Here is a 25,544-nt window from a genome sequence, read left to right as displayed (position 1 = left end):
TCGCGCAGAAATTTTTCTATTTAAAAATTGTAGCTAAATGAAAGATTAAACCTTTGTCCCTCTCTTCTACGATAGGTAATAATATCTCCTTCGTTTTTATCATATCGTATAGATTTACCTTTTTTCAATACATAGAATTTTGTATCATCTTGTTCATAATCTTGAATATTCATATAATACCGCGTCCATTCATCCAATAGGTTGGCCATATTAAATTTTACTTCCATCTTGCCCTTTAGAAAACGTGTATAAAGTTGTGCATCCAATTGTTTTGGCGCCAACTCATATTCAACATTATTCATATTAACATTCGCTATGTTTGTTCGATAACCTCGATGATTATAGCTTGCTGTTACCCCGAAAAATTCACCCCAATATCCTACGCCTAGATTCAATAACCAAGGTGACTGCCCAATCAGTGGTCTATCTTGATTGGGATAGCGCTGTTGAACGCGCTCGGCAACTTGGGTTTCAGGGTTATTAATCCATTCCCAATGACTTAAGACATTGACTTTCGATTTGAGTAGTGTTCCATTAGCGTAGACAAATAAGTTTTTAAACCACTCCTTTTCCGACAGAAATGTTAAATTCTTCCTGATTTCCATTTCAAGTCCAAGATTTTTCGCATTTTCCATGTTAGCAAAAGTATACGTGTTCCCCCCACTATGAACAAGTTCTATGGGCTTATCCAAGTATTTATAGTATCCCGTTATAGAAATGATTTCACCTGGTGAGGGGTACCATTCAAATCGAAGGTCTACATTATCGATTAACGTGGATTTAACTTGCTCTCCATAAACGTAACCGTCTAACTCATAATCATACATGGCAAACATGCCAACTTCTCTAAAATCTGGTCTAACTACCGTCCTTGAGTAGCTACTTCGAATATTGAAATCGGATGTCACCTTATAGGTGGCATTAATAGAGGGCAAAAACCGCCAGTTATTTTCTTTTACACCAAAACGATGTCTTTGAACATCATTGGGATCTGGTTCATCCTGATAAGTCCTCCTATATAATTCTTCCTGCTTAGAGTTTAAATTAAAATATTCTGCACGCACACCATACACCAAACGCAATTTATGCCATAGCATTTGATCTGCCATCAGATACACTGCCTGTGAAGACATTTTACCATCATAATATCGACCGCCCAATGCATCTGCGTAGTAATAGGCCTGCCCATTTCCGTTGCCGATATTATCGGCGCTGAATAACTGGTCATAAGGAATTTCTATCTCTGGAGGCAACTGATTCGTAGTGCCTTCTGCCCATGCTCTCGTCCAAGGGACGAAATTGAATAAATCCAACGCTCTCTTCTTCGACCAGGCCTGATAGCCGAATTTCACCAACGTTGGAACAGCTGCATTTTTGCCGAATTTTCGCGAAAATGCAGCGCTCCAATTATAATCTGTTTCATCAATATTTGTCCATCTTCGCGAGTCCCTGAAAACTCCCGCCACAGATGAACTACGATGAGTTAATAACCCCGGGGTTTGAAAATAAGGAATACTATCTATCATGGCAGTGACCCTATAGGAAAGCTTTCGTTCATCTAAAATTTGCTGTTTAATTTTGTTGACCGTAAACATTCCTTCAGATTTTATCTCCCATGGCAGTTGATACTCTCCAACCAATTGGTGTTGCTGCAAAGACATCGCTTCAGGCAATTGATAATTCAGTTTGCTTACTTCAGGATTAGAATCACTATAGGGTTTTTGAATAGATTCATTATAAATATCACTGTACGTACGCGCATACATGTTCTTTAAGGAAACTTTAAAAGATTGTCCCTGCCAGCCCATATTGGCCATTAATCCGGCGCTGCTATTGAAGCGATAAGATGTTCCGGCTCCATTGTCACCGAGACCTACACTATCAATATAATTATTGATACTTACCGAATTACGTACATTATTAAATGCAATGATATTTTGTTCGTTTCTAAAATTTGTGGATGCCACAAACCCCAATCGCTGTCCATTATTTAATTCATAAACCCGTCCAAGCGAAAAACGCATATTCTGATTGGGGTATGCTTTATACTTATATTGTCGCAATGCATCATTATTAAAACGCTTGGACTGTGCGATAGCATCCAAATCGTTATACTTCACGGCATCGCCAAACTCCGTTGGATTTAAAGGAGTGTTGTTCAATTCAGGATCAGTCAAAATATAACCGGGAGGCGCATCCAATTGTATCGCCCGATTATTCCACTGCCAAGTTTTTATTCCATCGGGCATCTTGGACGATTTGTTAAAGAAACCCAAATATTCACTCGTATGCCGCTCCCCCAGCCGATAAAAGTCTTTGCCTGTTGTACGGGAATTCCCACCTAATCCGTATTGAATTGTGGTAAAATTCTGATCTGGAATGTCTAATGTATTCACCGAAACCTGTCCCCCGGAGAATTCTGCCGACACGTCCGGTGTTGCTGTTTTATTAACGACCACAGAACTTACCATCTCGGTCGGAATAATATCAAACGAAAAATCCCGTCTATTCTGCGACGTGCTGGGAATCACCACACCGTCAAGCATCGCTTGATTATAGCGATCCGACATTCCTCTAACAATTACATTTCTATTATTAACCGTTGTCAATCCTGTTACGCGTTTTAAAACCTGCCCCATATCATTGTCCGGTGTACGGGCGATCTGTTCAGCCCAAATACCATCGGTCACCGAAGCAGCATTCTTTTGTACCGCATACAATCCCGCTACAGAAGCTTTTTTAAAGGATACACTGACAACTGCCGTTTCCAACGCGCTTACCTGCATCTTCATGGCAATATTCAATCCTACCCGTTGCCCCGTCTGTATTTTGACCCCCTCAACACGCTGGGTCTGGTAAGAGAGATAACTGACTTCCAGTATGTAGGTTCCCGGTTCAGCATTCAAAACATAGCTGCCATCGATACCACTCTGGGTTGATTTATTGGCACCGATCAATTTGATGCTGGCACCGACCAAAGGCTGACCGCGATCATCCATCACTTTACCTGAGATGCGTCCGTCCTGCTGTACCGGTTTTTCGACCAAAGTAATATAAACACCGTTGTCATGTGCCATCAAGTTCGTTTCCTTGAGCAGATAATGCATGATATCTCGGACACTGTTACTTTGAAAAATTTTGGCATTTACCTTTTTCTTTGCCAGATTATATTTCGCTGCATCGAAAGCGATATGTATATTTTGGAATTCCAAACACTCGAAAGCCGCAGGAATGTTGGATTCACTAAAAGAAATTGTGATCTTTTTATTGAGTAACTGGCCGTATGCGCCCGAAGCTAAAAGCATTTCGGCCGACACGATCGAAAGAAGTAAACCTACCAACGATGTCCTTATCATAAACTTAATATCGTTTTGCGTAACGTATTGCTTAAATTTCATAAATTTGTATGCGTATATAATATCTCTATAAGTTGTTGTATATGTTATTTATACCATCTCCAAATGGTGTATTATTCAGAGTTGACGATGGCCGTCGTCAGCTCTTTTTTTATCCCCGAATTAATAAATATGCACTATCTCGCCCTCCTTTCTGGATTTATTGTGGTGAATTGCCTTAATACTTTCCAATGTCGCTGGCCATGACAGCTGCTTTGATATTGGCATGCTATACCGTTGTTGGGCAATCCGTTGGTCGCCAGCTTTAATATCCACATCATAAATATTTTTGACCGCCAGTGCCAATTCTGCAAAACTGCTTTGCTTAAGGTAAACTCTCCCCTCAATCCAGCTATTACGTGTTGCCAAATCAAAAGCTCCAGAATTACTATGATGACTATTTTTGGAATATCGGATCTCTTCGCCACGAGTCAACACACCCAGTGGATTATTATGGGCAGTGACCTGCACTTTACCTGTAAATACGGACACCGATATATCATCCAATTCCGCGTAGTTTTTCACGGTAAATGAGGTCCCCAATACTCTGGTCTCTATTTGTTGGGCATTCACTATAAAAGCTTTTGTAGAATCTTTCTTAACCTCAAAAAATGCCTCTCCAGCAAGAAGCTCCACAACACGGTCCCTCCTGTCATAAGAAACCGTATCCAATTTAATTTTGGAATACGCATTCATTACAACAATTGATCCGTCGGCCAAAAGCACCCGTTTGCGTTGTGAGGCCCCTGTTTCAAAAATCCGGTAACCCGGTTCTAAATGCGTTTCTTTTGCAATTAAATTAAGCTCGTGCTGCTTTGTCCAAAATAAAACGCCAACGCATAACAGTAGGCTAGCGGCAACGGCTCCGCTCCAATAGCTTATTTTCCGAACCAATGATTTTTTAGGAGTAGTACTTCCAATACGTTCTCGTATGTTATTCCACAACTGAACCTCATCTACTTCCTCTACAGGGAGTTCTTCATGATCAAGCGTATCATACCATTGATCAATCAGGGACTGCTCATCCTTGTTGGCCTTGTTCTGCTGGTACCTATCAATTAGCGATTCAAAAATTCTTCTTTTCACTTTTTATGCCTGCTGTTTATATACAAGTCCGCAAAAAAGCCCCAAAGTACTTCAAGAAATAGTTAATGTTGTATGAAAGAATTGTTAAACGATCAAAGTCCAGGAAATAAGAATATGGGGGGTAAGCTACTTAGCGAGCTCGTCTATAATAAAAACCAAGAGAAGGGTGAAACTACCGTTTTGAACATGTTGATAGCCCAATATGGCCTTTCGAAGTCGCTTGGAGGCTTCTGTAAGATTATTTTTGACAGTTTGCTCGGATAAGCCCATACGGGTGGCTATCTCCCGGATAGATAGATGTTCCCATTTTAATAAAAGTGCCTGCCGCATATTATGTGGCATAATTTCCAGTTCTTCCTCCAACAACTTCTCCAAAGCTAGATAGGTCTTAAGATCTTCTGGATGATGCTGTACATACTCAAAAATATGTTTACTCCAATGATCCAGTAATTTATCTTTTGCTTTATTGGAGTTAAAAAAGTCGATGATTTTATACTTGAGCATCCCTTTGAGATAGGCAGGGAGATTCATTTGGATGTCGATGGTATGACGTCGTTCCCAAAATTGGACAAACAGCTCTTGAAGAATATCCTCTACATCCTGTCGGTCTAGGATCCGACGAGCAGCATGCTGATAAAGATCTTTCCAGCAGTAGCGGTACAATTCCTCATACGCAGCAGTATCGTTATGCTCTTTAATAGCTCGCAGCCAACGCTGATGTACAACTGGTCCTTGATTCATGCTAACACCAAATTTAAGGTTGAAATATTAAGTTTCTATTAATAAATGAATAAACAAACTGTAAGTATATAAAATAGTTTACATTCAAAATAATACTTTTCAAAGCGAGCTAAATCTATATAACACGACTCAATTTATTATCACTTCATATAAAAGAATTAGATCCCCCTAAAAATCAATTATTTAAATTATTTGTTTATTCCAATATTATTCTTACCTTTGCAACGCCTTAGGCAATAGTGCCTATTGTATAAAATATTTCATGAACCCATTTTTAGAACTGGGAATCCGTGAGGAAGTTGTTAATGCCATCTCAGAATTAGGTTTCGAAAAACCTTCTGAAATTCAGGAAAAAGCCATTCCTGTTTTATTGACTGGTAACGACGATTTTGTCGGATTAGCCCAAACTGGCACAGGAAAGACCGCGGCATTTGGTCTTCCATTATTAGAGCAATTAGACTTTTCTCAAAAACACCCACAGGCATTAATCCTTTGCCCTACTCGGGAATTATGTTTACAAATCTCAAAAGATTTAGAAAAATTTGCTAAATACGTTGACAACGTACATGTTGTTGCTGTATATGGAGGTGCAAATATCTCAGACCAGCTACGTCAAATTAGACGTGGAGTGCAAATTGTAGTAGCGACCCCAGGTCGTATGTTGGATATCATCGGCAGAAATGCGATTGATTTCTCAAATGTAAAATATGTTGTATTAGATGAAGCGGACGAGATGCTCAATATGGGCTTCAAAGAAGACATCAACAACATTTTGTCAGAAACTCCTGACGAGAAAAAAACTTGGTTATTTTCGGCGACAATGCCTGCTGAGGTACGTCGTATCGCAAAGAATTATATGACCGATCCAGTTGAGCTTACTGTAGGTACAAAAAACACCGGTAATGCCAACATTGAACACCACTATTATTTGATCAAAGCAAAAGATAAATATGCTGCATTCAAACGTATTGTGGATTCAAACCCTGATATCTTTGGTATCGTGTTTTGTCGTACAAAAATCGAAACACAGGATATCGCTGAAGCGTTGATCAAAGATGGTTACAATGCAGATTCACTGCATGGTGACTTATCCCAACAACAACGTGATAAAGTAATGAAACGTTACCGTGACCGTAGTTTACAATTATTGATCGCAACAGACGTAGCCGCTCGTGGTATTGATGTAAGTGATGTAACTCACGTTATTAACTTCTCTTTACCTGATGAAACAGAAAACTATACACACCGTTCAGGCCGTACAGCCCGTGCAGGTAAAACTGGTATTTCACTTTCTTTGGTAAACGTAAAAGAGCTAAGCAAAATCCGTCATCTTGAAAAGATCATCGGTAAGCCTTTTGAGAAAAAACAAGTACCTCAAGGTGCTGAAGTTTGCGAAAAACAATTATTTTCTATCGTTAAAAAGATTGAAAATGTTGAAGTAAACGACGAACAAATCAGCCCATTCTTGCCTGCAATTATGGAAAATTTGGAGTCACTTTCAAAAGAAGATATCATCAAAAGATTTGCTTCTCTTGAGTTCAACCGTTTCTTGGATTATTACAAAAACGCACCAGATTTAAATATCGAAGCGCGTGACGGTGGTCGTGAAGACCGCGGTGACAGACGTGATGGTCGTTCACGTGAAGGTTCAAAAGGCTACACGCGTTTATTTATGAACTTAGGTTCAGTAGATGAATTCTCTCGTGGAGACATGTTGGGCTTCATCTGTAACAATGCGAATATTTCAGGAAAATCAATCGGTAAAATTGATTTGAAAGGCGTGTTCACATTCTTCGAAGTTCAAGATGCAGAAGTAGAAAAAGTATTCCAAGGATTCCAAGGTGTAGATTACAACGGTCGTCAAGTACGTATTGAAGTATCTGGTGAAACTAGAGGTGAAGGTCGTAGCGACCGTGGTGGAAGAAGTCGTGGTGGTGACCGTGGCGGAAGACGTGAAGGCGGATACCGTGGTGGTGATCGTGGCGGAAGACGTGAAGGTGGATATGGTGGCGGTGAACGCAGCGGAAGACGTGAAGGCGGATTCAGTGGTGAGCGTCGTGATCGTGGTGAGCGCAGCAGCAATGGCGGCGGTTTCCGTGACTTCTCTGGAAAACGTAAAGAATCAAAAAGCAAATACTAAATCACTAGTATTTAAAATAGGAGTTTAGAGACTCTGGTATGAAAGTGCACAGCTTGATTTACCAGAGTCTTTTTCTTTTATATACTTCACCCCAACCAATCTCTCTCCCACCACCACAATAGTGTCTATAAAAAAACGTAAATTAGCCGTATTACACGAACTGGATTTCCGACATGTCAACAGTAGCAACAAGATTATTTGATTTAGCACAGCTGCAATATGATAGTGCGCCCAATTTTCCCATGTTTTCTTTCAAAAAAGATAACGAATGGGTCAAAATAAGCAATACCGAATTTATTGAACAGATCAATAAAACATCAAAAGGTTTGATCGCATTAGGCATTCAACCTGGCGAGAAAGTGGCTTTGATTAGTGAGAACCGCGTCGAGTGGAATATCCTTGATTTTGCTATTCAGCAAATTGGAGCTGTAGTGGTCGCTGTTTATCCCAATATTTCAACCTCAGACTACACCTATATCTTCAATCATGCTGAAATCAAAAACTGCATTGTTAGTTCGAAGAAATTATACACAAAGATATTAGCTATACAGGATGACTGTCCACAGCTAAGCAGCATTTTCAGCTTTGACAAGGAGGAGAACCTCCATCATTGGCAGGATTTCGTTGCAAAAGGCGAGACCATTCCGGATGAAACGCTAAACCTGCTGCGCAATGGAATAAAATCCGACACCTTAGCATCCATCATCTACACCTCGGGCACAACGGGCAACCCCAAAGGCGTTATGTTATCGCATAAAAATTTATTAGCAGACACACTTAGCAGCGAATATTCCTTTCCGGTCGAACGTGGTGATCGTGCCCTCTCCTTTCTTCCTGTATGTCATGCATACGAACGCGTGTTCCAATATGTTTATATGTACAAAGGGCTAACTATCTTTTTTGCGCAGTCTATGGATACTATAGGTGAAGATTTTAAATCCGTTAAACCACATATTTTTTCCGCTGTACCTCGTGTATTGGAGAAAGTTTATGAAAAGATTATGGCTACAGGAGAGCAGTTAACTGGAGTCAAGCGTAAGCTATTCTTCTGGTCCTTAAGTCTCGGCGAACAATACAAACTAGCGGGACGTTCTTGGTGGTATGATTTTCAGCTCAGTATTGCACGCAAATTAGTTTTTTCAAAATGGCGCGAAGCATTGGGAGGTGACATCAAAGGCATTGCCTCTGGAAGTGCTGCTTTACAAGAAAGACTGATCCGTTTATATATGGCAGCAGGTATTCCGATATATGAAGGTTACGGCCTCACGGAAGCGGGCCCCTGTATCGCTGTAAATTGCTACAGGCGAGGTATGAAGATTGGTACTGTTGGCCTGCCATTAATTAATATCGAAATCAAACTGGCAGACGATGGCGAAATATTGACCAAAGGAGAAAATAATATGATTGGCTATTATAAAAATCCGGAAGCAACAGCAGAAGTACTCAAAGACGGTTGGCTATATACTGGAGACATTGGCCAATGGGTAGACGACAAGTTTCTCAAAATTATAGACCGCAAGAAAGAAATGTTTAAAACTTCCGGGGGAAAATACATCGTTCCTCAACAAATCGAATCTAAGCTGGTTGAATCCTCATTCATTGAACAGGCCATGGTACTTGGTGAGGGTCGAAAGTTTCCGGCAGCCTTGATCGTCCCTAACTATAACAATCTACTGGAATGGTCAAAAAGTGCCGTTCCTTCCCTAACCAAACTAACGAGATTAGATTTTCTCAATAGCCCCGAGCTGAAGCAGAAAATCGAATCAGAACTTAGCCGTATCAATAAAAATTTTGGCAACTGGGAACAAATCAAGAAATTCGCTATCCTTCCAGACGAAATGACTGTGGAAAGTGGTGAATTAACACCGACTTTAAAAATGAAGCGAAAAATTATCTTACAAAAATACGAACGAGAGATCGAGGAAATCTATCAAATCTAGCCTACAAAAAAGCCTTTGTTTTTGACAAAGGCTTTTTTGTAATCAAATAAATTATATTTTATTTTTTAACAATACGTTGGCGAATTGCTTCGTATATGACAACTGCGGCCGAGACAGATACATTTAAAGAACTTATTTCACCGTACATTGGTATCTTAGCAAGATTGTCTGCAATACGGATTAGATCATTGGAAACACCAACATCTTCTGCTCCCATAATCACACAAGTTGGCCCCGTATAATCTACATCGTAGATACTCGAGGTTGTTTTTTCTGTACTAGCAACTAACTGTACGCCCGAATCAATTAAAAATTTACCAACTTTTGAAAGGCTATCATGGCGACAAACAGGAATTTTATACAGTGCACCTGCAGATGTTTTGATCGCATCAGGATTAACTTCGGCAGAGCCCTTTTTAGGGACAATGATAGCATGTACACCCGAACATTCTGCTGTGCGTGCAATGGCACCTAAATTGCGTACATCTGTGACACCATCCAGCATCAAAAGTAACGGAGTCTCACCTTTTTCATAAATCTGTGGTAGAAGTTCTTCAATGTCATGATAGGTAATTGGAGAAATGACAGCGATTACACCTTGGTGGTTTTTACGTGTTATCCGGTTTAATTTCTCGATGGGCACCTGTTGAAAAGCAATATTATGCTCTTTTAACAAGGCTTTTAATTCTAGAATCAAACTACCGCTCAAACCACGCTGTATAAACAATGACTCGATCTCTTTACCACTATCGATTGCTTCAATAACGGCACGAATACCAAATACTATCTGATTCACTTCACGTCTTTCCCCGTGGTCGCGATCACGTCTCTGAAAATTTCCCTGCATAATAAATACTAAATATTTCCCTCTTCATAGAAGAGAATGCAAATGTACAAAAATAAACAACAACTAAAGTGTTTGAATTAGCTTAGTCCCAAGTTAAACTCCTTCCGCAAGGTATCTAAAAGTGGGTTTTTGTTGACCATTGCTTGATATTTCTCTTGTGAGGTATAAGGTTTGCGCGAAATAGTATGTTCCATCATCACCCCCTGTAGATCCAACGAAAAATTTTGCAGCTTCACCCGAAGGTAATTCAACACATCAACCTTGGCACTTTGTAAGACATCCATCTGAACTCCATTTTCTACATCAATTTCAATCAACGTACCATTTAATCTAGGCTGCATGGCAGTCATCATGGTATATAAGTTAATCTTATTTTCTGTTTTTAACTGTTCAGCATAACTGTTCCAAACAGCAATAAATTGCCCAAATGAAACATCACGCTGTTCGCTCCCGCGGATCAATTCAGGTTCATCCCCTTCTTTGGCAACCGAATTGTTATCGTATATCGTATTCAAATCTGGCAACGATGGAATAATTGCTGAAGCGGAGGCACCCCAACCACCTTTTTTTACCTTAGGAGGCTCGTTGGAAATAATATCTTTTTTCACCTCTTCCTTTGTCTCGGAAGCTTGATAATTTACAGGATTAGCTTGGGAACGCGGTATCACCTGGCTTTCAACGACAGGAGCATTCGCTGGAGAAGTCGTTTGCGAAGTAGGGGCTAGTGAGGTTTGTTTTGGCTGTGCTGCTGCTACTGGCTCAGGAAGTTTTTTTTTTACGCCCTCGGTAGCCGAAGGAATCTGCACGGATCCAAGCTGGCTCAGTTTAATCGCACTTGCAATATGACATGTCTTGAGGAGCGAAAGTTCAACCTGTAAACGTTGATTTTTACTTGTCTTATAGTTGATCTCACATTGATTGGAAATATTCAATGCCGATAACAAAAATCCTGGAGTGGCTTTTTGGGATTGCTGCAGATACTTTTGACGAATACTGTCGCTGACTTCTAGCAATTTTAAGGTTGACGGCTCTTTGGCAACGAGCAAATTTCTGAAATGCGCCGACAGACCAGCTATAAAATGGCTACCATCAAATCCGTGGTTTAAAATTTCATTGAAAATGAGCAAGCTCTGTGCCGCATCCTCCGTTAAAATCGCATCTGTCAGCTTAAAATAATAATCGTAATCTAAAATATTCAAATTATCGATTACAGCTTGATAAGTTACGTGTTTATTGGAAAAACTGACAATCTGGTCGAACATCGACAAAGCATCACGAAGACCACCATCTGCTTTTTGGGCAATGATATGCAGGCCATCCTGATCGTAGGTTATACCTTCCCTATCCGCAATATTAGCCAAATGACTGGCCATATCTTCAACCTTGATCCGGTTAAAATCAAAAATCTGACAGCGCGAAAGTATAGTAGGCAAAATTTTATGCTTCTCAGTAGTCGCTAAGATAAAAATCGCATAGGAAGGAGGTTCCTCCAATGTCTTTAAAAAAGCATTGAAAGCGGCTTGCGAAAGCATATGCACCTCATCTATGATATAGATTTTATATTTTCCTGCTTGTGGAGGTATACGTACCTGATCTATAAGATTACGGATATCATCAACTGAGTTGTTGGATGCCGCATCCAGTTCATGGATACTAAAAGAATTTCCATTCTGGAAAGACTTACAGCTATCGCAAGCTCCACAGGGCTCAGTTCCAGCTAAGATATTTTCACAATTTATTGTTTTAGCTAAAATCCGTGCACAGGTAGTTTTACCAACACCACGGGGACCACAAAACAAAAATGCCTGCGCCAACTGGTTGTTGTGTATTGCATTCTTTAAGGTACCAGTAATGTGTTGCTGACCTACAACCGAATCAAAGGTAATCGGGCGGTATTTACGTGCAGAAACAATAAAATTATCCATTGCACGAAGATACGGATTTTAAAAATGAAAACGGAGCATCTAAATCCTAAAAATAGATTGTAATTTTTTAATAATAATTCCTTCAGTGCATAAAAAATGCCAATTTTATCGTTAATTTTATATTACTACAATGTTATCAAATTGTTAAGAATTGAAATTAAAGGGAATTCATAGGGTGTTTTTGACCATTTTAGTTTGGTTTACTTGCGCTTCGCAACAGCTCCTTGCGCAACATTATGATTTCAATTTTTATGAGGGTAAGGTATCGATTGATGTCCCAGCTGCTCTTAATATCCCATTCAAAGATAGTCTAACGATAGCACATGTCCAGAAGTTCTATCAAACAGCTGACCAAACCGATTACTTTCAGCTTGTAAACGACCTTTTAGAATACAAAGACAAACACCATCTGAATGATTGGGTATACTATCAACTTATTCGTCGTACTGCGCAACAGATAGCTCCAAAAACGGAAAATTACACCCGTTATACGCTTTATAAATGGTTTTTGATGTGTAAATCAGGTTATGATGCTCGCCTGGCTGTCGGTAACAACCAAATTATATTTTTTATTCAGAACAAAGAAGATATCTCGGATATTCCTTTTTTTGAAATTGATGGCAAGAAATATACCTGTTTAAATTTTCATGATTATGGAAAACTGTTTCAACGTGCAGAGACTTACATTCCCGTCAAAATAAAAGTGCCTGAAGCAATCGCGGACTTTAGTTATAAGATTACCAAGCTCCCCGATTTTACACCATCAAATTACAAGGAAAAACAAATCGAGTTCAATTATGGGCATAAAGCCTACCATTTTAATGTCAAGTTGAATGATGATGTCAGCGATCTTTTTAAAAACTATCCTGGAGTAGATTTTGAAACCTATTTCAATATCCCACTCAGCAAGGAGACTTATCAATCGCTTATCCCAGCACTTAAGGAAAATTTAAAAGGAAAAAATCAGCAGGAAGGTGTCGATTACTTAATGCGGTTTACCCGGTATGCATTCTTATATGAAAATGATGAAGAGAATTTCGGATCCGAGAAACGTCTCTCAGCAGAACAAACGCTATTGAATAAATACAGTGACTGTGATGACCGTGTGGCCTTATTTTTTTATCTGGTGAAGGAAATCTACAATCTACCGATGATCACTCTGCTTTATCCCACACATGTAACCATGGCCGTCCAATTTGAACATCCTATCGGTGACGCTATTTTATACAACGGAAAATACTATTCTGTATGTGAGCCTACTCCTCAAGCGCAAACACTGGATATAGGTCAATTGTCTGAAGAGCTTAAAAATCAGTCTTATCAGATTGTATATCACTATGAGCCTAGGTGAGTCAGACCCTTTCATAGGCTCCACGGAATTAATTAGAATACCAACAAGTTTACACTGTTGGTATTCTAATTAATAATCGGAAATTTTACATCGCTACCCTAGAATTTCAGTAGGATCAAAGCTTAAGGTGGAAAAATATATCTCAAGTAAGCTTTATACGTCTAAAGTTTGCTTATAAAATCAAGTACATCTGCATATTTACCATCTGTACGCTGCCCTGCAATTGTTACCGTATTTTTTTTATCTCCGGAACTTATTGTAATCACATAGTCTGCTCCATCTACACAACGCGCACACTCGTCAATTTTGGCGTTCATTAAATCATACGTTTCAACATATGACGATAACTTTCTAAAAATATCTTCACTTGTTTTGTAGCTTTTATCTTTTACAGTTTGAGGATTGCCAGTAGTTCCAGCGGGATACTTTACCTCTGTCTTATTTTGATCGACACTGATATTTACAAATTCGCCCCAGCCAGAAATTCCTTTTATTTCTACTTTAAGTCCAGAAGTTGAAGGATGATTGGTATCGTTCGATTTTTTACATCCAAAAAAGAGGAAAATACCCATTAAAACTAAATAGATTGTTCGTTTCATAATTAAGAATTTATTTTATTTGACTATTTAACGAATTATTTAAAATATATGCTACACAAAAAATCCTGCACGAGGCAGGATTTTCTATCTATTTTAACTAAACTATAATTATTTTACTTGTCCAGGCGTTGTATAAGCTAAATTCTGAGGATCATAATGAGCCCAACCACTTGTCCAATCTGTCGTGCCAAAAGCACCTTTATAGGCCACTTTTTCGAAGAAACTTCCCGAAACCTTAGTGTTGGTAAAAATCGCTCCACTAGCAGCTGCTGATCCTGATAAAACTTTAAAATCTGGGGTAGCACTTGTATTTGAAAAATCAGAACCAAAATTATATGGTGCTACGAACAACTCTGATGCATATTTGCCATTTTCGAAGACGTTTTTAGGACGTATAAGTGCAGAAACAGCTGCAGCATTTGTAGCAGAGCTAACTTTTAGATCAGCATCTTTAGAACCATACACCAAATTATTTTCAAAAACCGCATTTCCGCTTAAGAAATTATTCGAAGTCGAATTTGCTGTGACAACCTTTGTATCATCAACATACAATCCTGCCAAAGGAAAACCTGAAATAACTGAATTTAAGATGCTAATAGAGGAATTTCTACGAATCTGAGCACCATGTTGGAAGTTCGCATTAAAAGATCCGCCAGCTTTTTGAATTGGGCCTAATATTGTTACGTTAGAAAATACAGCAGAAGTTTTTGGAGTTTGATCGGTCCCTGTAGCGTTGTTATCAGATTCAAAACCATTAGAGCCTGACTGATCTGCAACAGTAGGTACACGTTGCGCCAATGCAAATTGAACATTTCCAGAATACCCAAAATCTGTATCAAAATCATCATCCCAAGTACCTACTGCTAAAAGATGTTTCGCATTTACTGTTCCACCAAACCATTCAAAAGCATCATCACCTGAACGGTAGACTTGGATATATTCCAATGTTGTACCATTTCCAACCCCCCCCATTGTCAATCCATTAATTTCATTATCTACAGAATACGCGATACCAGCATACTCAATACGAACATACTTCATTACGCCAGAGTTATCTGCAGCGTCAGATCCACCATAGTAGATATAATTTTTAGCATCTTTTCCACTAGGAGCAGCTAAACCACCTTCGATCATTACGTCTGTACCTTGATTTACTGGTGCCTTACCCAATAAAATTACTCCACCCCAATCGCCTTGAGAACGTGCACCAGCTGCTAAACCAGATGTAAATACAATTGGCTTATCAACAGTTCCAGTTGCATTAATTTTTGATCCACGTGTAACTGTTAATGTTCCTTTTGTAGCCTTATCACCTTTAATAATGGTACCTGGTTCAATTGTCAGCGTTGCTCCATTAGATACGAACACAAAGCCTTTTAAAAGGTAAATCTTATCTGAGGTCCATGTTGTATTAGCAGTAATCTCACCGGTAACTTCAACAACATTTCCATTTGTTGGATTTGTTGGAGTTTCTGTACCATTACCATTATCTGTAATTGTTGTTTCTTTACAAGCTCCAGCCAATAATAGCGCTGACAGGGATAAGAATAAGAATCTTTTTTTCATTTTTTAAGTTTTAAAAATCTTGATACAAAAAAATACTTTAGTTATGTCTTTAGATTTAAAGAAATATTAAATTTACGTTATCTATTAAAATGTGTAATTAAATGATACTGAATAATTTCCACCTGTCTTATAGCGATATAATGTTTCATTCGGTTGATTGTAAGGCTTATTGTCGAAATAGACATTAACAGGATTATTTAAGATATCACCCAAATTAACTTTAATCTCGCCTTTATTTTTCATGATTTTATAACCAACCTGTGCGTCCAGCACATTTCGCGGAGCCTCATAGGCACTCGCAAATGTGATTCCCCCAGCCTGTTGAATTCTTTTGCCAATACGATTATAAAGAATATTGACATTGAGTTTATTATCTAGCGCACTATGTTGTAATCCCGCATTAATCGTATATGGCGACTGTCCAACCATTGGTCTTGTTTTCTCCTTATAATCCTGATCAGTCGGATTCGTCACGCTGGAATGAACGTATGACAGATTCAAATAAGCAGTTGTATTATTCAAAAATGGCGTCTCGTTAATAAAATTCAATTTTTTACGAAACTCCAATTCTGCTCCATATAAAACAGCCTTAGTCGTGTTAATGTATGAAACCTCTACGGTAGAATTTCTATCTTCACGCTTAGGTTCGATCGCGTTCGAAAAGTGTTTGTAGAAAGTAGAAACTGAAAAAATCTCACCAGATGACGGGTAAATTTCAAAACGCAAATCCGCATTATTAATTGCACTACGTTTTAAGTTGACATTACCTTTTATATTACCGAATTGCTCATAGTCATAATAATCTAAAGGTGCGAGTTCTCTCAATTCAGGACGGGCAAGCGTCCTGTAATATGATGCTCTTAAATTTGTTTTATTATTCAAACTATAAGTCATGTTGATGGATGGGAGGAAATCTAATTTTGTGTCGTCGACTTCCTTTTTATCCGTATCGAGTTGGATATTATAATTTTCAGCGCGTAAACCATACACAACTCTAAATTTATCGGCAATTTTTTGGTCTAACATTGCATATCCGAAGCCCGTAAAAGTTTTTGCCGTGTAATAATCACCTTGCATTTGTACCTCTTCGTATTTGTAATAATTTTTATCGATCAAATCAGGAGCAAAAATCTTATCAGGTGATAATGCCCTAATTTGGTCTGCTAATGCTGGATCCATTCGTACAACATCCAATACCGCCCCGACAAAACGAGCATCAAAATCGCGGTGACGATAATTCGTACCCGCTCCGACTTTCAATGTACTCGGAGTTGATAGAAAATTTATTGGTCTAGTATAACTCGCCTCGCCTGTATAAACATTTTCATTCAAATCCGAGAACAAACGGGTATTCTCTTTACTCGGACTTGTGATATTTGCTAAATATGGAACCGTTGGATCGTTTTCTTTATCAATTGGTTTAGCGTAATTTATTTTCATTTGGTTCGGCTGATTGTTCTTAATATTACTATATGAAGCCGTCCATTTAATTCTATCGTTTTTCTCCGAAAGCACATGATCTCCTTCTAGGGTAGACTTTAATAATGATTTTTGTAGAATATCAAATGCATAAAATCTATTTACTGAAGTTGATCCAAATTGAGTACCTGTCCTCTCTGTGTGTAAGTTGTCATAATTTTTATTATACAAGTTTTTCCAAGAGATTTTATTCTTTCCAAAACTATAACCAAAGTTAGCCATAGCTCCAAGATTAGTAGAAAACCGATATTGATTGTCTTTGTAATCATACTGATACCACTTCCTCTCTATATTTGACAAGATATTTTGGGAATTCCTGTAATTCACAGAAAATAATGCACCAAACTTATTATTATTATCATATTGCTTAACTCTTCCAAGAGAGAATTGATAAGTTTGAGTCGGAAGGGCCTTCTTATTATCAATAGCAAAATCATTAGACCAAGATTTCATAGTCAAACGCTGCCATTTTTGAGACAAACCTGCAGAATACTGTTCCCTAGACGGATAATTTTTCGCTAGTTGACTAGATCCATCATCAAAGCCTAAATAGTTTTGAAAATTTTTCTTGGTCTGCAAAAAGTCTTTAAAAGTTGAGGCTGTATTATAACCATATCCTAAACCAAAAGAAATGAAATTTTGATCAGGAATATCTTTCGTTGTTATCTGTACAGCTCCCCCTGCGAAATCCGCCGGTAAGTCTGGTGTCGCTGTTTTTGAGATCGTAATTTTATCAATAAGATTCGAAGGGATAATATCAAATGAGAATGCGCGACGATTGGCTTCTGTACTTGGTAATACCGAGCCATCCATCATAGCAACATTGTAGCGGTCACTCAAACCGCGAACGATGACAAACTTATTATCTTGAATTGTCGTACCACTGACACGACGTAATGCTTCGGATGTATTTTTATCTGGCGATCTTCTGATCTGCTCACTTGAAATACCATCAGAAATCAATGCACTATTTTTTTGTTGCGAATATAATGCTCCAATAGATTCCTTCTTAAAAGATCCCGTAACCACAACTTGATCTAACACCTGTCCTTCTGAATTATCAAGAACGATATCTAAATTAGTCAAATCATTCGCTTTAATCTCAACCTCGGTAACTTGCTTTGTCGAGTAGCCAATGTAAATATACTCTACAGTATACTTACCTGCCGGTAAAGCTGGAATACTGTACTTTCCAGATACATCCGAACTTCCGCCCCTTGATGTCCCCAAAATACGAACAGTTACCCCGGTGATTGTTTCGCCAGTCTTACTGTTAGTAATAGTCCCCATTAACTTCCCACTACTTTGCGCATAAACTGTTGTTGATGCAGCTACTACGAGCGTCATGGCAGCAGCGATTCCTTTAAGTTGTAATTGTGGTTTCAATTTATTTGTTTTTTTGTTTCTGCAAAGCTATTAGCAGAATATTAGGTTAACATTAACAACAAATTACCATTACATCAATCAGTTGTTAATTTAATGTTACTTACCTCCTGTTTTTTTTGATTTTCAGCAAAAAGGTGCTTTTAATGCTAATTATACGAATATTTGCCTCCCATAAGCTGCCAGCATATTAATGAAGTGTAAGAAAATTATTAAGCACTTAATTTATTAACACAATTAGGTTATTTTTATACTTTATATCTTAATCCATACCTTCTAGTAGTAGTATAAAGACCAATATAACAACAGAATAGGCAAGAGATCAACCATGTTTCCATCGCCAATACCAACCTAAGCAGCGTAAATTATTTTTTATATGCAATTTAATTGCAATTATATTGCATATAAAAAGCAATTTATCTAAGTTTGAATATATTTTCAATATCTGATTCCCATGAACACTCCAATCGTATCGACTACACAGTTATCATTTCAGTATCCAAATTCAGCGCCGATTGAATTTCCAGATATTTACATCGAGAAAGGTCAACATACGCTATTATTAGGTGATTCAGGTTCTGGAAAAACAACACTACTTAATATCCTAGGCGGCTTGTCAAGGCCAGAAACAGGTCAGGTCAACATAAATAACCAAAATCTAGCCGTGTTATCCAACAGTAAACTGGATCAGTTCAGGTCTCAGTATATTGGTTTCATATTTCAAGAGGCCCATCTCCTGAGAAATTTAACGTTATTAGAAAATATTAAATTGGCGCAGTCCTTAGCCAGAAAAAAGGTAGATATAAGCGCTATCAATATCATCCTTAAACAGCTGCAATTGGAGAAAAAAAGTAACGCTTATCCAAACGAATTGAGCCGAGGTCAATTGCAGCGGGCAGCAATCGCGCGAAGTATCATCAATAAACCGGCCTTATTGATTGCGGATGAGCCAACGGCTGCATTGGACGACAATAATACCCACAGGGTATTAGAACTCCTTTTATCGATAGCTGATACCGCTGGATCAACTTTACTGATCACAACACACGATAAGAGAATAAAAGATCAGTTCTCCAAAATGTACCTTTTAAAATAATTTTTTACTTTATTTACCCGTCACCCTTTAGTTTTAAAATCTGCTATGAACACGATACAATTGGTTTGGAAAAATTTAAGTAGACAGTTTGGCTCGGTCTTTCTAAGCATCCTACTTACGGCATTTGGAATTTCCATCCTTGCCGTGCTTTCAATCACCGGAGAAACTTTTGAAAAGCAGCTTGACAATAACAGTAAAAATATTGACTTAGTCGTCGGTGCGAAAGGAAGTCCTCTTCAGTTGATCCTATCTAGTGTTTATCACATCGACAATCCAACAGGTAACATTCCGTTGGATGAACTGGACCCATTACGTCAAAATCCACTTGTCAGACTAGCGGTACCTTTATCTTTAGGTGACAATTTCAAGGGACACCGTATCGTCGGAACGGATTCTTCTTTCCTGTCTATCTATGAGACATCTGTTCATGAAGGCCGTATCTGGCAAAATAATTTTGAAGTAGTCATTGGTGATCAAGTTGCAAAAAAACAGCGACTAAAAATTGGCGATCAAATCCAAAGTTCACATGGTTTGAGCAAAGATGGACATCATCATGATGAACATCCTTTTACTATTGTTGGCATTTTAAAGCATAATAACAATGTTACGGATAACCTGATCTTAACGAACTTAGAAAGTGTCTGGGATGTCCATGGGATCGCACATACACATGACCACGAAGAAACCCCACTACAGAAAGAACTGCGTGAACGTGAAGAAGACAGAGAAGAGACTGTCAACGCCCACCTCCATCATCATGGTGAAGATATAGTTGACGAAAAAGGGCCACAGGGACATGCAGATCATATGGATCACGACGAGGAAGGTGTATTTGTGAAATCTATTGGTGCAGACATGGTGAAGCAAAGCGGATTAGAAATAACAGCCATTTTAGTAAAGTATCAATCACCCGCAGCTATCGGAATTTTACCAAAATTGATTGACCAACAAACTGACATGCAGGCCGCATCTCCCGCTATGGAAAGTACCCGTCTATTTTCGCTATTAGGTGTAGGGATAGATTCTTTATCTATACTCGCCTACGTGATTATGCTCATTGCTGGCTTAAGCGTCTTTATTAATCTATACAACGCATTAAAGCAGCGTAAATATGACCTTGCTATCATGCGTACGCTCGGAGCTTCTAAAGGAAAACTCCTGACTATTGTGCTCCTTGAGGGCCTAACAATTACTATCGTTGGCGGATTAATCGGACTAATCATGGCACATCTGGCACTCTACTATATCAGTAATCAAACAAGTCAGAGTGCAGATTTCATCGAGGCCTTTAAACTCCACCCCAAAGAATTAGTATTTTTGCTTGTTGCCTGTATAATCGGTATCTTCGCCGCACTTATTCCAGCAATCAAAGCCTACAGGACAAGTATTTCTGGAACGCTATCAGATAAATAAATTTTACAATCAAGGTTTAGGAACAAAGAATCATCAAATAACTTCTCAATTCTTAACAATAAAATTAACAATGAAAAAAATAATCTCAGTATTCTTATTCATCGTATTTTGTACAATACAATCACATGCTCAAATAGGCAGTAATCCAGATGTTCCGGACCATACGCCTATGATGAACAAAACATGGGAAGCTATTGATAAGATGGCTTATAAAGTAACTTATAATGGGGCAAAGAAAGTATATACTCCTTTCTACCCAAAAGAACTCAAAGCGCTTGAAAATAAAATTGTTGAATTACCTGGTTATATGGTTCCTCTTCATAGTGGTCGTAATCATAAAAACTTTATGATGTCTGTATTACCCGTGATGCAATGCCAATTCTGTGGATCCAACGGAATACCACCAATGGTTGAAGTAACGTTAAAAGGTAGTGCGATAAAATTTTCTGAAGATCCGATTAAATTAAAAGGGAAAATGATCTTTACCAAAGATCCCCTTAAAGGAAATGCTGAAATTCAGATTGTAGACGCAGAACCAATAAAATAAACTAGCGTTCTATTATTTAAACTATTAAATGGACTTTACGTATCTCTCACAGCTGGAATAGGGCACACTGGAAACGTTTTTTCTTTTCTCCTATCTATTCAATAGCGAAACTTCCATGCAGGCTGCTAACGCAGCTGTTTCAGTCCTTAAGCGCGCTTCTCCCAACGAAATCGGATGAAATCCCATCTGCAGTGCCAAATCAATTTCCTCCTCAGAGAAATCGCCTTCCGGACCAATAAGGATAATATAATGTTGAGCAGGTTCCAAAATCTGCTTTAAATACTTCTTTTCAGCATCTACACAATGTGCGATGGCCTTCTGTACACCTTCGTCTGGAATATTCTTCAAAAACTGCTTAAAAGAGACAGCCGGATTGAGTTTGGGTAGATAAGCTTTCAGTGATTGTTTCATGGCCGCCACAATCACTTTATTCAGACGATCTAATTTGACTTCTTTTCGTTCTGAATGCTCACAAATAATTGGTGTTATCTCTTGAATTCCAACTTCAGTCGCCTTTTCCAAAAACCATTCGATACGATCGATATTTTTTGTCGGACCAACGGCAATATGTAGGTGGTACTTGGGCTGTTGAAAATTCTCCTTGACATTTAAAATAGTAAGAATGGTACGTTTGGGATGAGGATCAATAATTTGAGCTTCGTACAAGCCACCACGACCATCTATAAGATGTAGACGATCTCCATTATTCATACGAAGCACACGAATAGCATGTTTACTCTCTTCCTCACTAAGGATAAAATTTTCTAATGAAGGATTTAATTCCGGTGTAAAAAATAACTGCATTTACTTTCGTTATTACCTTATTCCGCTGTATTGTCATCGGCCGATTCGACCAATTCTAGTTTGACAAACTCAATATTCTGCTGCGCTTTCCGGATAATCGTGAATACGTAGCCATACTCCTCCTTCCGCTCACCCACCTCAGGTATTTTATCAAAGATTTCACTCACCAAACCTGACATCGTATCGTAATCTTGGCTCTCCGGTAATTCTATCGGGAGAAATTCATTCACATCATGAATACTAGCGCCTGCATCGACCATATATTCCGTTTCCGAGATACGTTCGACAACTGGAGTTTCCTCATCGTATTCATCCTGGATCTCACCAACAAGTTCCTCAACAATATCTTCAAGAGTAACCATACCCGCAGTCCCACCAAATTCATCCAATACAATCGCTAGCTGTAGACGCTTTTGCTGGAATTCAGCCATTAGATCATTGATCTTCTTCGTTTCAGGAATGAAATAAGGTTTGCGCATAATATTTCTCATGACAACCTCTTTTCCCTTAGCTAAGAGGGGTAAAATATCTTTCGTATGGACAATACCAACGATTTGATCAATATTATCCTCATAAATTGGCAGACGGGAGTACCCTTCTTCAGTCATGGTTTCTATCAACTCAGAGGCATCAGCCGTGACCTCCACAGCCACAATTTTGGTACGAGGTACCATAATATTCTTAACGATACGTTCGTTAAAATCAAATACATTTTTGATCAACTCGTGCTCAGAAATATCCAGAGCACCAGACTCTTTACCTTTATCCAAAAGATATTGCAACTCTTCAGAAGAGTGGGCAGATTCCCCTTTGGTAACTTCAAATCCCAAAATCTTCAACAGAAAATTAGCGAAACCATTTAAAATCCAAATAAATGGTCTAAAGATAAAGTAGAAAAATTGCAGTGGAACCGCAATTTTCATTGTTGTTGCAACAGGTTTTTGAATCGCAATTGATTTAGGGGCGAGCTCTCCAAATACAATGTGTAACACGGTAATAATTGTAAAAGCGAGTACATGTCCTGCATTCGTCGCGATTGTACCTGTCAATTCAACTCCGAAAAAACCTAGTACCCCCTGCACAATTTGGGTCATTACAGCCTCTCCTACCCAACCTAAGGCCAGTGAAGAAAGTGTAATACCCAATTGCGTAGCGGCCAAATAACCATCCAAATGCTCCGTTATACTTTTGGCTATTGTAGCAACTTTGCTGCCTGTTTTTGCCTGAACTTCAATTTGGGAGACTCGGACTTTGACAATAGCAAATTCTGCCGCGACAAAAAAGCCGTTGGCTAAAACTAAAAACAATGTCCAAAATATATCGAGCGCCATGCTTGGGGTTATTTGTTAACAAATTCTTTTTTGTACAACTCGATAGCCTCGATCAAGATTCTTTGTGCTTCTTCACGACCTTTTACACCTTCAACAATGACATGTTTCTTTTCAAGCGCTTTGTAACTCTCAAAGAATTGTACAATCTCTTTCATTGTATGCGGAGACAGTTGATCAATATCTTTAATGTAATTAAAAACTGGATCGTTTTTGGCTACCGCGATAATTTTATCATCTTGTTCTCCACCATCAACCATATTCATCACACCAATAACCTGTGCTTCAACCAATGTCAATGGTAAAATATCAACTGAACAAATCACTAAAATATCCAAAGGATCTTTATCATCGCAATAAGTTTGTGGAATAAAACCATAATTGGCAGGATAAACGACAGATGAACTCATTACTCTGTCCAAAAGCAACAAACCAGTTTCTTTGTCTAATTCATACTTTCCTTTGGATCCGTTTGTAATCTCAATGATAGCATTTACGGCATTTGGCACATTCTCACCTGGAGAAACCATGTGCCAAGGGTTTTGTTTACTCATTTTTTAATTTACTGTATATTTTGTTTGTTTCTTTTATCCTTTATACGCTTTTTAAGCAACGTGATTGCAATCGGTAAAAATGCAATAACAATCATACCAACGACAACATACTCTACATAATGTATAATCCAAGGGAATTCAATACCCAGAAAATAGCCTGAAAGAGTCAGCACCAATACCCAAATTGCTGCCCCTGCAATGTTATATAGAACAAATTTTTTAAAATCTAATTTTACAACTCCGGCAAAGATAGGTGCAAAAGTACGAACTATTGGAACAAATCTCCCTATAATTAAAGCTGTTCCACCATATTTATGATAAAACTCTTCGGCCATCACGACATATTTTCGCTTAAAGATGAAACTGTCTTTTCGCTTAAATAGCATTGGCCCGGCTCGATAACCAAACCAATAGCCCGTAAAATTCCCCAGCACTCCTGCGACAAACAAGCCCAAGCAAAGCGTGTATATATTAACGTCAATCTTATTTAGCGCACAAAATAATCCTGCAAGAAATAACAAATAATCACCAGGTAGAAAAAATCCAAAAAATAGACCTGTCTCAGCAAATACAATTAAGATAACTAGATAAAACCCTCCAGAGCTTAACAACTCTTCTGGGTTCAATAATTGTTGAAATGACAACAAAAGTTCGTGCATAACCTTTAGTAAAAATCAATGTTGCGTCCTTATTTTAGAACAGATTCCACGCTTACTTTCGTACAATTTTGGAACAACAAAGTACAAATATAGCATTCTTCTAAAAAATGAACGTAAATCAAGTGTAATATAATCTATTCTAATTATTGATTTTGCGCAGTTATGCTGACGATAGACTCGCGAATATTCGTCGCAATTTGATGAAGTTCGTCTTCACCCAAACTCAATTTAGGTCCAGCAAAGTTTAAATCACTAATTTTATTAATAGGCACCAAATGTATATGTGCGTGAGCCACTTCTAAACCAACAACTGCAACACCGACTTTTACACAGGGAATTACCTTTTTAATACCCTGAGCTACAATCTTTGCAAAGACCCAAAGCGCCATATATTCATCATCTTCTATATCAAAAATGTAATCGGTCTCTTTCTTAGGGATCACAAGAACGTGCCCCTTAGCTAATGGGCTGATATCCAAAAAAGCCAGAAAATCATTACTTTCAGCCACTTTGTAAGCTGGGATCTCCCCAGCAACGATTTTTGAAAAAATTGTCGACATATTATTCTAATCTTGGAATAAATCTTTTAAACAATAATTAGCAAAAAACAGACTTTAAAATGCAAAGCCTTCGGTATGTTAGCAATTAAAAATTTAACTGCAGATTTTATCACACCCTGTTTTTCTACTGC

19 protein-coding genes are annotated in these 25,544 nt (G+C 38.3%); 6 read left to right on the top strand and 13 right to left on the bottom strand.

Annotation, left to right across the window (positions count from 1 at the left end; translation table 11 throughout):
• Positions 1-20: 20 nt before the first annotated feature.
• The 3 genes from AB1Z56_RS01300 to AB1Z56_RS01290 all read right to left on the bottom strand — a co-directional run bounded on the left by AB1Z56_RS01300 (position 21) and on the right by AB1Z56_RS01290 (position 5,222).
• The gene (locus tag AB1Z56_RS01300) at positions 21-3,356 is read right to left on the bottom strand and encodes a TonB-dependent receptor domain-containing protein (protein WP_426790864.1); all 3,336 of its coding nucleotides are present in this window, start codon (positions 3,354-3,356) and stop codon (positions 21-23) included.
• 162 nt (positions 3,357-3,518) lie between these two features.
• Entirely contained in the window at positions 3,519-4,481 is a 963-nt protein-coding gene (locus AB1Z56_RS01295) for a FecR family protein (protein WP_426790863.1), read from the bottom strand.
• Between the two features lie 126 nt (positions 4,482-4,607).
• Positions 4,608-5,222: an RNA polymerase sigma factor gene (locus AB1Z56_RS01290; protein ID WP_426790862.1), complete on the bottom strand. Its 615-nt coding sequence runs from the start codon at positions 5,220-5,222 to the stop codon at positions 4,608-4,610.
• 262 nt (positions 5,223-5,484) lie between these two features.
• On the opposite strand from AB1Z56_RS01290, the gene AB1Z56_RS01285 reads away from it, so the two are divergent.
• The gene (locus tag AB1Z56_RS01285; protein WP_309365041.1) at positions 5,485-7,362 is read left to right on the top strand and encodes a DEAD/DEAH box helicase; all 1,878 of its coding nucleotides are present in this window, start codon (positions 5,485-5,487) and stop codon (positions 7,360-7,362) included.
• A gap of 173 nt (positions 7,363-7,535) precedes the next feature.
• Entirely contained in the window at positions 7,536-9,302 is a 1,767-nt protein-coding gene (locus tag AB1Z56_RS01280; protein ID WP_426790861.1) for an AMP-dependent synthetase/ligase, read from the top strand.
• Between the two features lie 58 nt (positions 9,303-9,360).
• Here the strand turns inward: AB1Z56_RS01280 and rlmB are convergent, their stop codons facing one another.
• Positions 9,361-10,149 (bottom strand): 23S rRNA (guanosine(2251)-2'-O)-methyltransferase RlmB, encoded by a 789-nt coding sequence (gene rlmB / locus AB1Z56_RS01275; RefSeq protein WP_426790860.1) that lies wholly within the window; start codon positions 10,147-10,149, stop codon positions 9,361-9,363.
• Between the two features lie 77 nt (positions 10,150-10,226).
• A complete protein-coding gene (locus AB1Z56_RS01270; protein ID WP_426790859.1) occupies positions 10,227-12,074 on the bottom strand; it encodes a DNA polymerase III subunit gamma/tau in 1,848 nt (615 codons plus the stop codon).
• 151 nt (positions 12,075-12,225) lie between these two features.
• On the opposite strand from AB1Z56_RS01270, the gene AB1Z56_RS01265 reads away from it, so the two are divergent.
• Positions 12,226-13,425, top strand: a complete 1,200-nt coding sequence (locus AB1Z56_RS01265; protein ID WP_426790858.1) for a hypothetical protein — start codon at positions 12,226-12,228, stop codon at positions 13,423-13,425.
• Between the two features lie 161 nt (positions 13,426-13,586).
• Here AB1Z56_RS01265 and AB1Z56_RS01260 read toward each other — a convergent pair whose 3' ends face one another.
• The 3 genes from AB1Z56_RS01260 to AB1Z56_RS01250 all read right to left on the bottom strand — a co-directional run bounded on the left by AB1Z56_RS01260 (position 13,587) and on the right by AB1Z56_RS01250 (position 18,455).
• On the bottom strand, positions 13,587-14,024 hold the full coding sequence (locus AB1Z56_RS01260) for a hypothetical protein (protein ID WP_309365031.1): 438 nt from the start codon (positions 14,022-14,024) through the stop codon (positions 13,587-13,589).
• A 108-nt stretch (positions 14,025-14,132) separates the two neighbouring features.
• Complete coding sequence (locus tag AB1Z56_RS01255; RefSeq protein WP_426790857.1) at positions 14,133-15,590, bottom strand: hypothetical protein; 1,458 nt, start codon at positions 15,588-15,590, stop codon at positions 14,133-14,135.
• An 84-nt stretch (positions 15,591-15,674) separates the two neighbouring features.
• Positions 15,675-18,455, bottom strand: coding sequence for a TonB-dependent receptor domain-containing protein (locus AB1Z56_RS01250; RefSeq protein WP_426790856.1), 2,781 nt, complete (start codon positions 18,453-18,455; stop codon positions 15,675-15,677).
• A 451-nt stretch (positions 18,456-18,906) separates the two neighbouring features.
• Here AB1Z56_RS01250 and AB1Z56_RS01245 point away from each other — a divergent pair, with 451 nt between their 5' ends.
• The 3 genes from AB1Z56_RS01245 to AB1Z56_RS01235 all read left to right on the top strand — a co-directional run bounded on the left by AB1Z56_RS01245 (position 18,907) and on the right by AB1Z56_RS01235 (position 21,508).
• The gene (locus tag AB1Z56_RS01245; RefSeq protein WP_426790855.1) at positions 18,907-19,548 is read left to right on the top strand and encodes an ABC transporter ATP-binding protein; all 642 of its coding nucleotides are present in this window, start codon (positions 18,907-18,909) and stop codon (positions 19,546-19,548) included.
• A gap of 45 nt (positions 19,549-19,593) precedes the next feature.
• Positions 19,594-20,961, top strand: coding sequence for an ABC transporter permease (locus AB1Z56_RS01240; RefSeq protein WP_426790854.1), 1,368 nt, complete (start codon positions 19,594-19,596; stop codon positions 20,959-20,961).
• A gap of 70 nt (positions 20,962-21,031) precedes the next feature.
• A complete protein-coding gene (locus AB1Z56_RS01235; protein ID WP_309365022.1) occupies positions 21,032-21,508 on the top strand; it encodes a hypothetical protein in 477 nt (158 codons plus the stop codon).
• 90 nt (positions 21,509-21,598) lie between these two features.
• On the opposite strand, the gene AB1Z56_RS01230 is transcribed toward AB1Z56_RS01235, so the two are convergent.
• From AB1Z56_RS01230 to AB1Z56_RS01210, 5 genes are all read right to left on the bottom strand, one after another.
• A complete protein-coding gene (locus tag AB1Z56_RS01230; RefSeq protein WP_426790853.1) occupies positions 21,599-22,312 on the bottom strand; it encodes a 16S rRNA (uracil(1498)-N(3))-methyltransferase in 714 nt (237 codons plus the stop codon).
• Positions 22,313-22,329: 17 nt separating this feature from the next.
• Positions 22,330-23,643 (bottom strand): hemolysin family protein, encoded by a 1,314-nt coding sequence (locus tag AB1Z56_RS01225; protein ID WP_309365018.1) that lies wholly within the window; start codon positions 23,641-23,643, stop codon positions 22,330-22,332.
• A gap of 8 nt (positions 23,644-23,651) precedes the next feature.
• A complete protein-coding gene (locus AB1Z56_RS01220; protein WP_309365016.1) occupies positions 23,652-24,194 on the bottom strand; it encodes an inorganic diphosphatase in 543 nt (180 codons plus the stop codon).
• Between the two features lie 8 nt (positions 24,195-24,202).
• Positions 24,203-24,853 (bottom strand): DedA family protein, encoded by a 651-nt coding sequence (locus AB1Z56_RS01215; RefSeq protein WP_309365014.1) that lies wholly within the window; start codon positions 24,851-24,853, stop codon positions 24,203-24,205.
• A 143-nt stretch (positions 24,854-24,996) separates the two neighbouring features.
• Positions 24,997-25,413, bottom strand: a complete 417-nt coding sequence (locus AB1Z56_RS01210) for an HIT family protein (RefSeq protein WP_313266565.1) — start codon at positions 25,411-25,413, stop codon at positions 24,997-24,999.
• Positions 25,414-25,544: the final 131 nt, after the last annotated feature.

The organism is Sphingobacterium sp. WOUb80 (assembly GCF_050058145.1).
In the GTDB taxonomy this organism is placed as follows: domain Bacteria; phylum Bacteroidota; class Bacteroidia; order Sphingobacteriales; family Sphingobacteriaceae; genus Sphingobacterium.
Note: the sequence above shows the minus strand (reverse complement) of the source record. Positions and strands in the feature narration are given on the sequence as shown.

Coding starts and splice junctions, on each gene's coding strand:
- AB1Z56_RS01210 (WP_313266565.1), bottom strand. CDS start 25,413: ATGTCGACAATTTTTTCAAAAATCGTTGCTGGGGAGATCCCAGCTTAC.
- AB1Z56_RS01245 (WP_426790855.1), top strand. CDS start 18,907: ATGAACACTCCAATCGTATCGACTACACAGTTATCATTTCAGTATCCA.
- AB1Z56_RS01220 (WP_309365016.1), bottom strand. CDS start 24,194: ATGAGTAAACAAAACCCTTGGCACATGGTTTCTCCAGGTGAGAATGTG.
- AB1Z56_RS01225 (WP_309365018.1), bottom strand. CDS start 23,643: ATGGCGCTCGATATATTTTGGACATTGTTTTTAGTTTTAGCCAACGGC.
- AB1Z56_RS01255 (WP_426790857.1), bottom strand. CDS start 15,590: ATGAAAAAAAGATTCTTATTCTTATCCCTGTCAGCGCTATTATTGGCT.
- AB1Z56_RS01260 (WP_309365031.1), bottom strand. CDS start 14,024: ATGAAACGAACAATCTATTTAGTTTTAATGGGTATTTTCCTCTTTTTT.
- AB1Z56_RS01240 (WP_426790854.1), top strand. CDS start 19,594: ATGAACACGATACAATTGGTTTGGAAAAATTTAAGTAGACAGTTTGGC.
- AB1Z56_RS01300 (WP_426790864.1), bottom strand. CDS start 3,356: ATGATAAGGACATCGTTGGTAGGTTTACTTCTTTCGATCGTGTCGGCC.
- AB1Z56_RS01270 (WP_426790859.1), bottom strand. CDS start 12,074: ATGGATAATTTTATTGTTTCTGCACGTAAATACCGCCCGATTACCTTT.
- AB1Z56_RS01280 (WP_426790861.1), top strand. CDS start 7,536: ATGTCAACAGTAGCAACAAGATTATTTGATTTAGCACAGCTGCAATAT.
- rlmB (WP_426790860.1), bottom strand. CDS start 10,149: ATGCAGGGAAATTTTCAGAGACGTGATCGCGACCACGGGGAAAGACGT.
- AB1Z56_RS01235 (WP_309365022.1), top strand. CDS start 21,032: ATGAAAAAAATAATCTCAGTATTCTTATTCATCGTATTTTGTACAATA.
- AB1Z56_RS01290 (WP_426790862.1), bottom strand. CDS start 5,222: ATGAATCAAGGACCAGTTGTACATCAGCGTTGGCTGCGAGCTATTAAA.
- AB1Z56_RS01215 (WP_309365014.1), bottom strand. CDS start 24,853: ATGCACGAACTTTTGTTGTCATTTCAACAATTATTGAACCCAGAAGAG.
- AB1Z56_RS01285 (WP_309365041.1), top strand. CDS start 5,485: ATGAACCCATTTTTAGAACTGGGAATCCGTGAGGAAGTTGTTAATGCC.
- AB1Z56_RS01230 (WP_426790853.1), bottom strand. CDS start 22,312: ATGCAGTTATTTTTTACACCGGAATTAAATCCTTCATTAGAAAATTTT.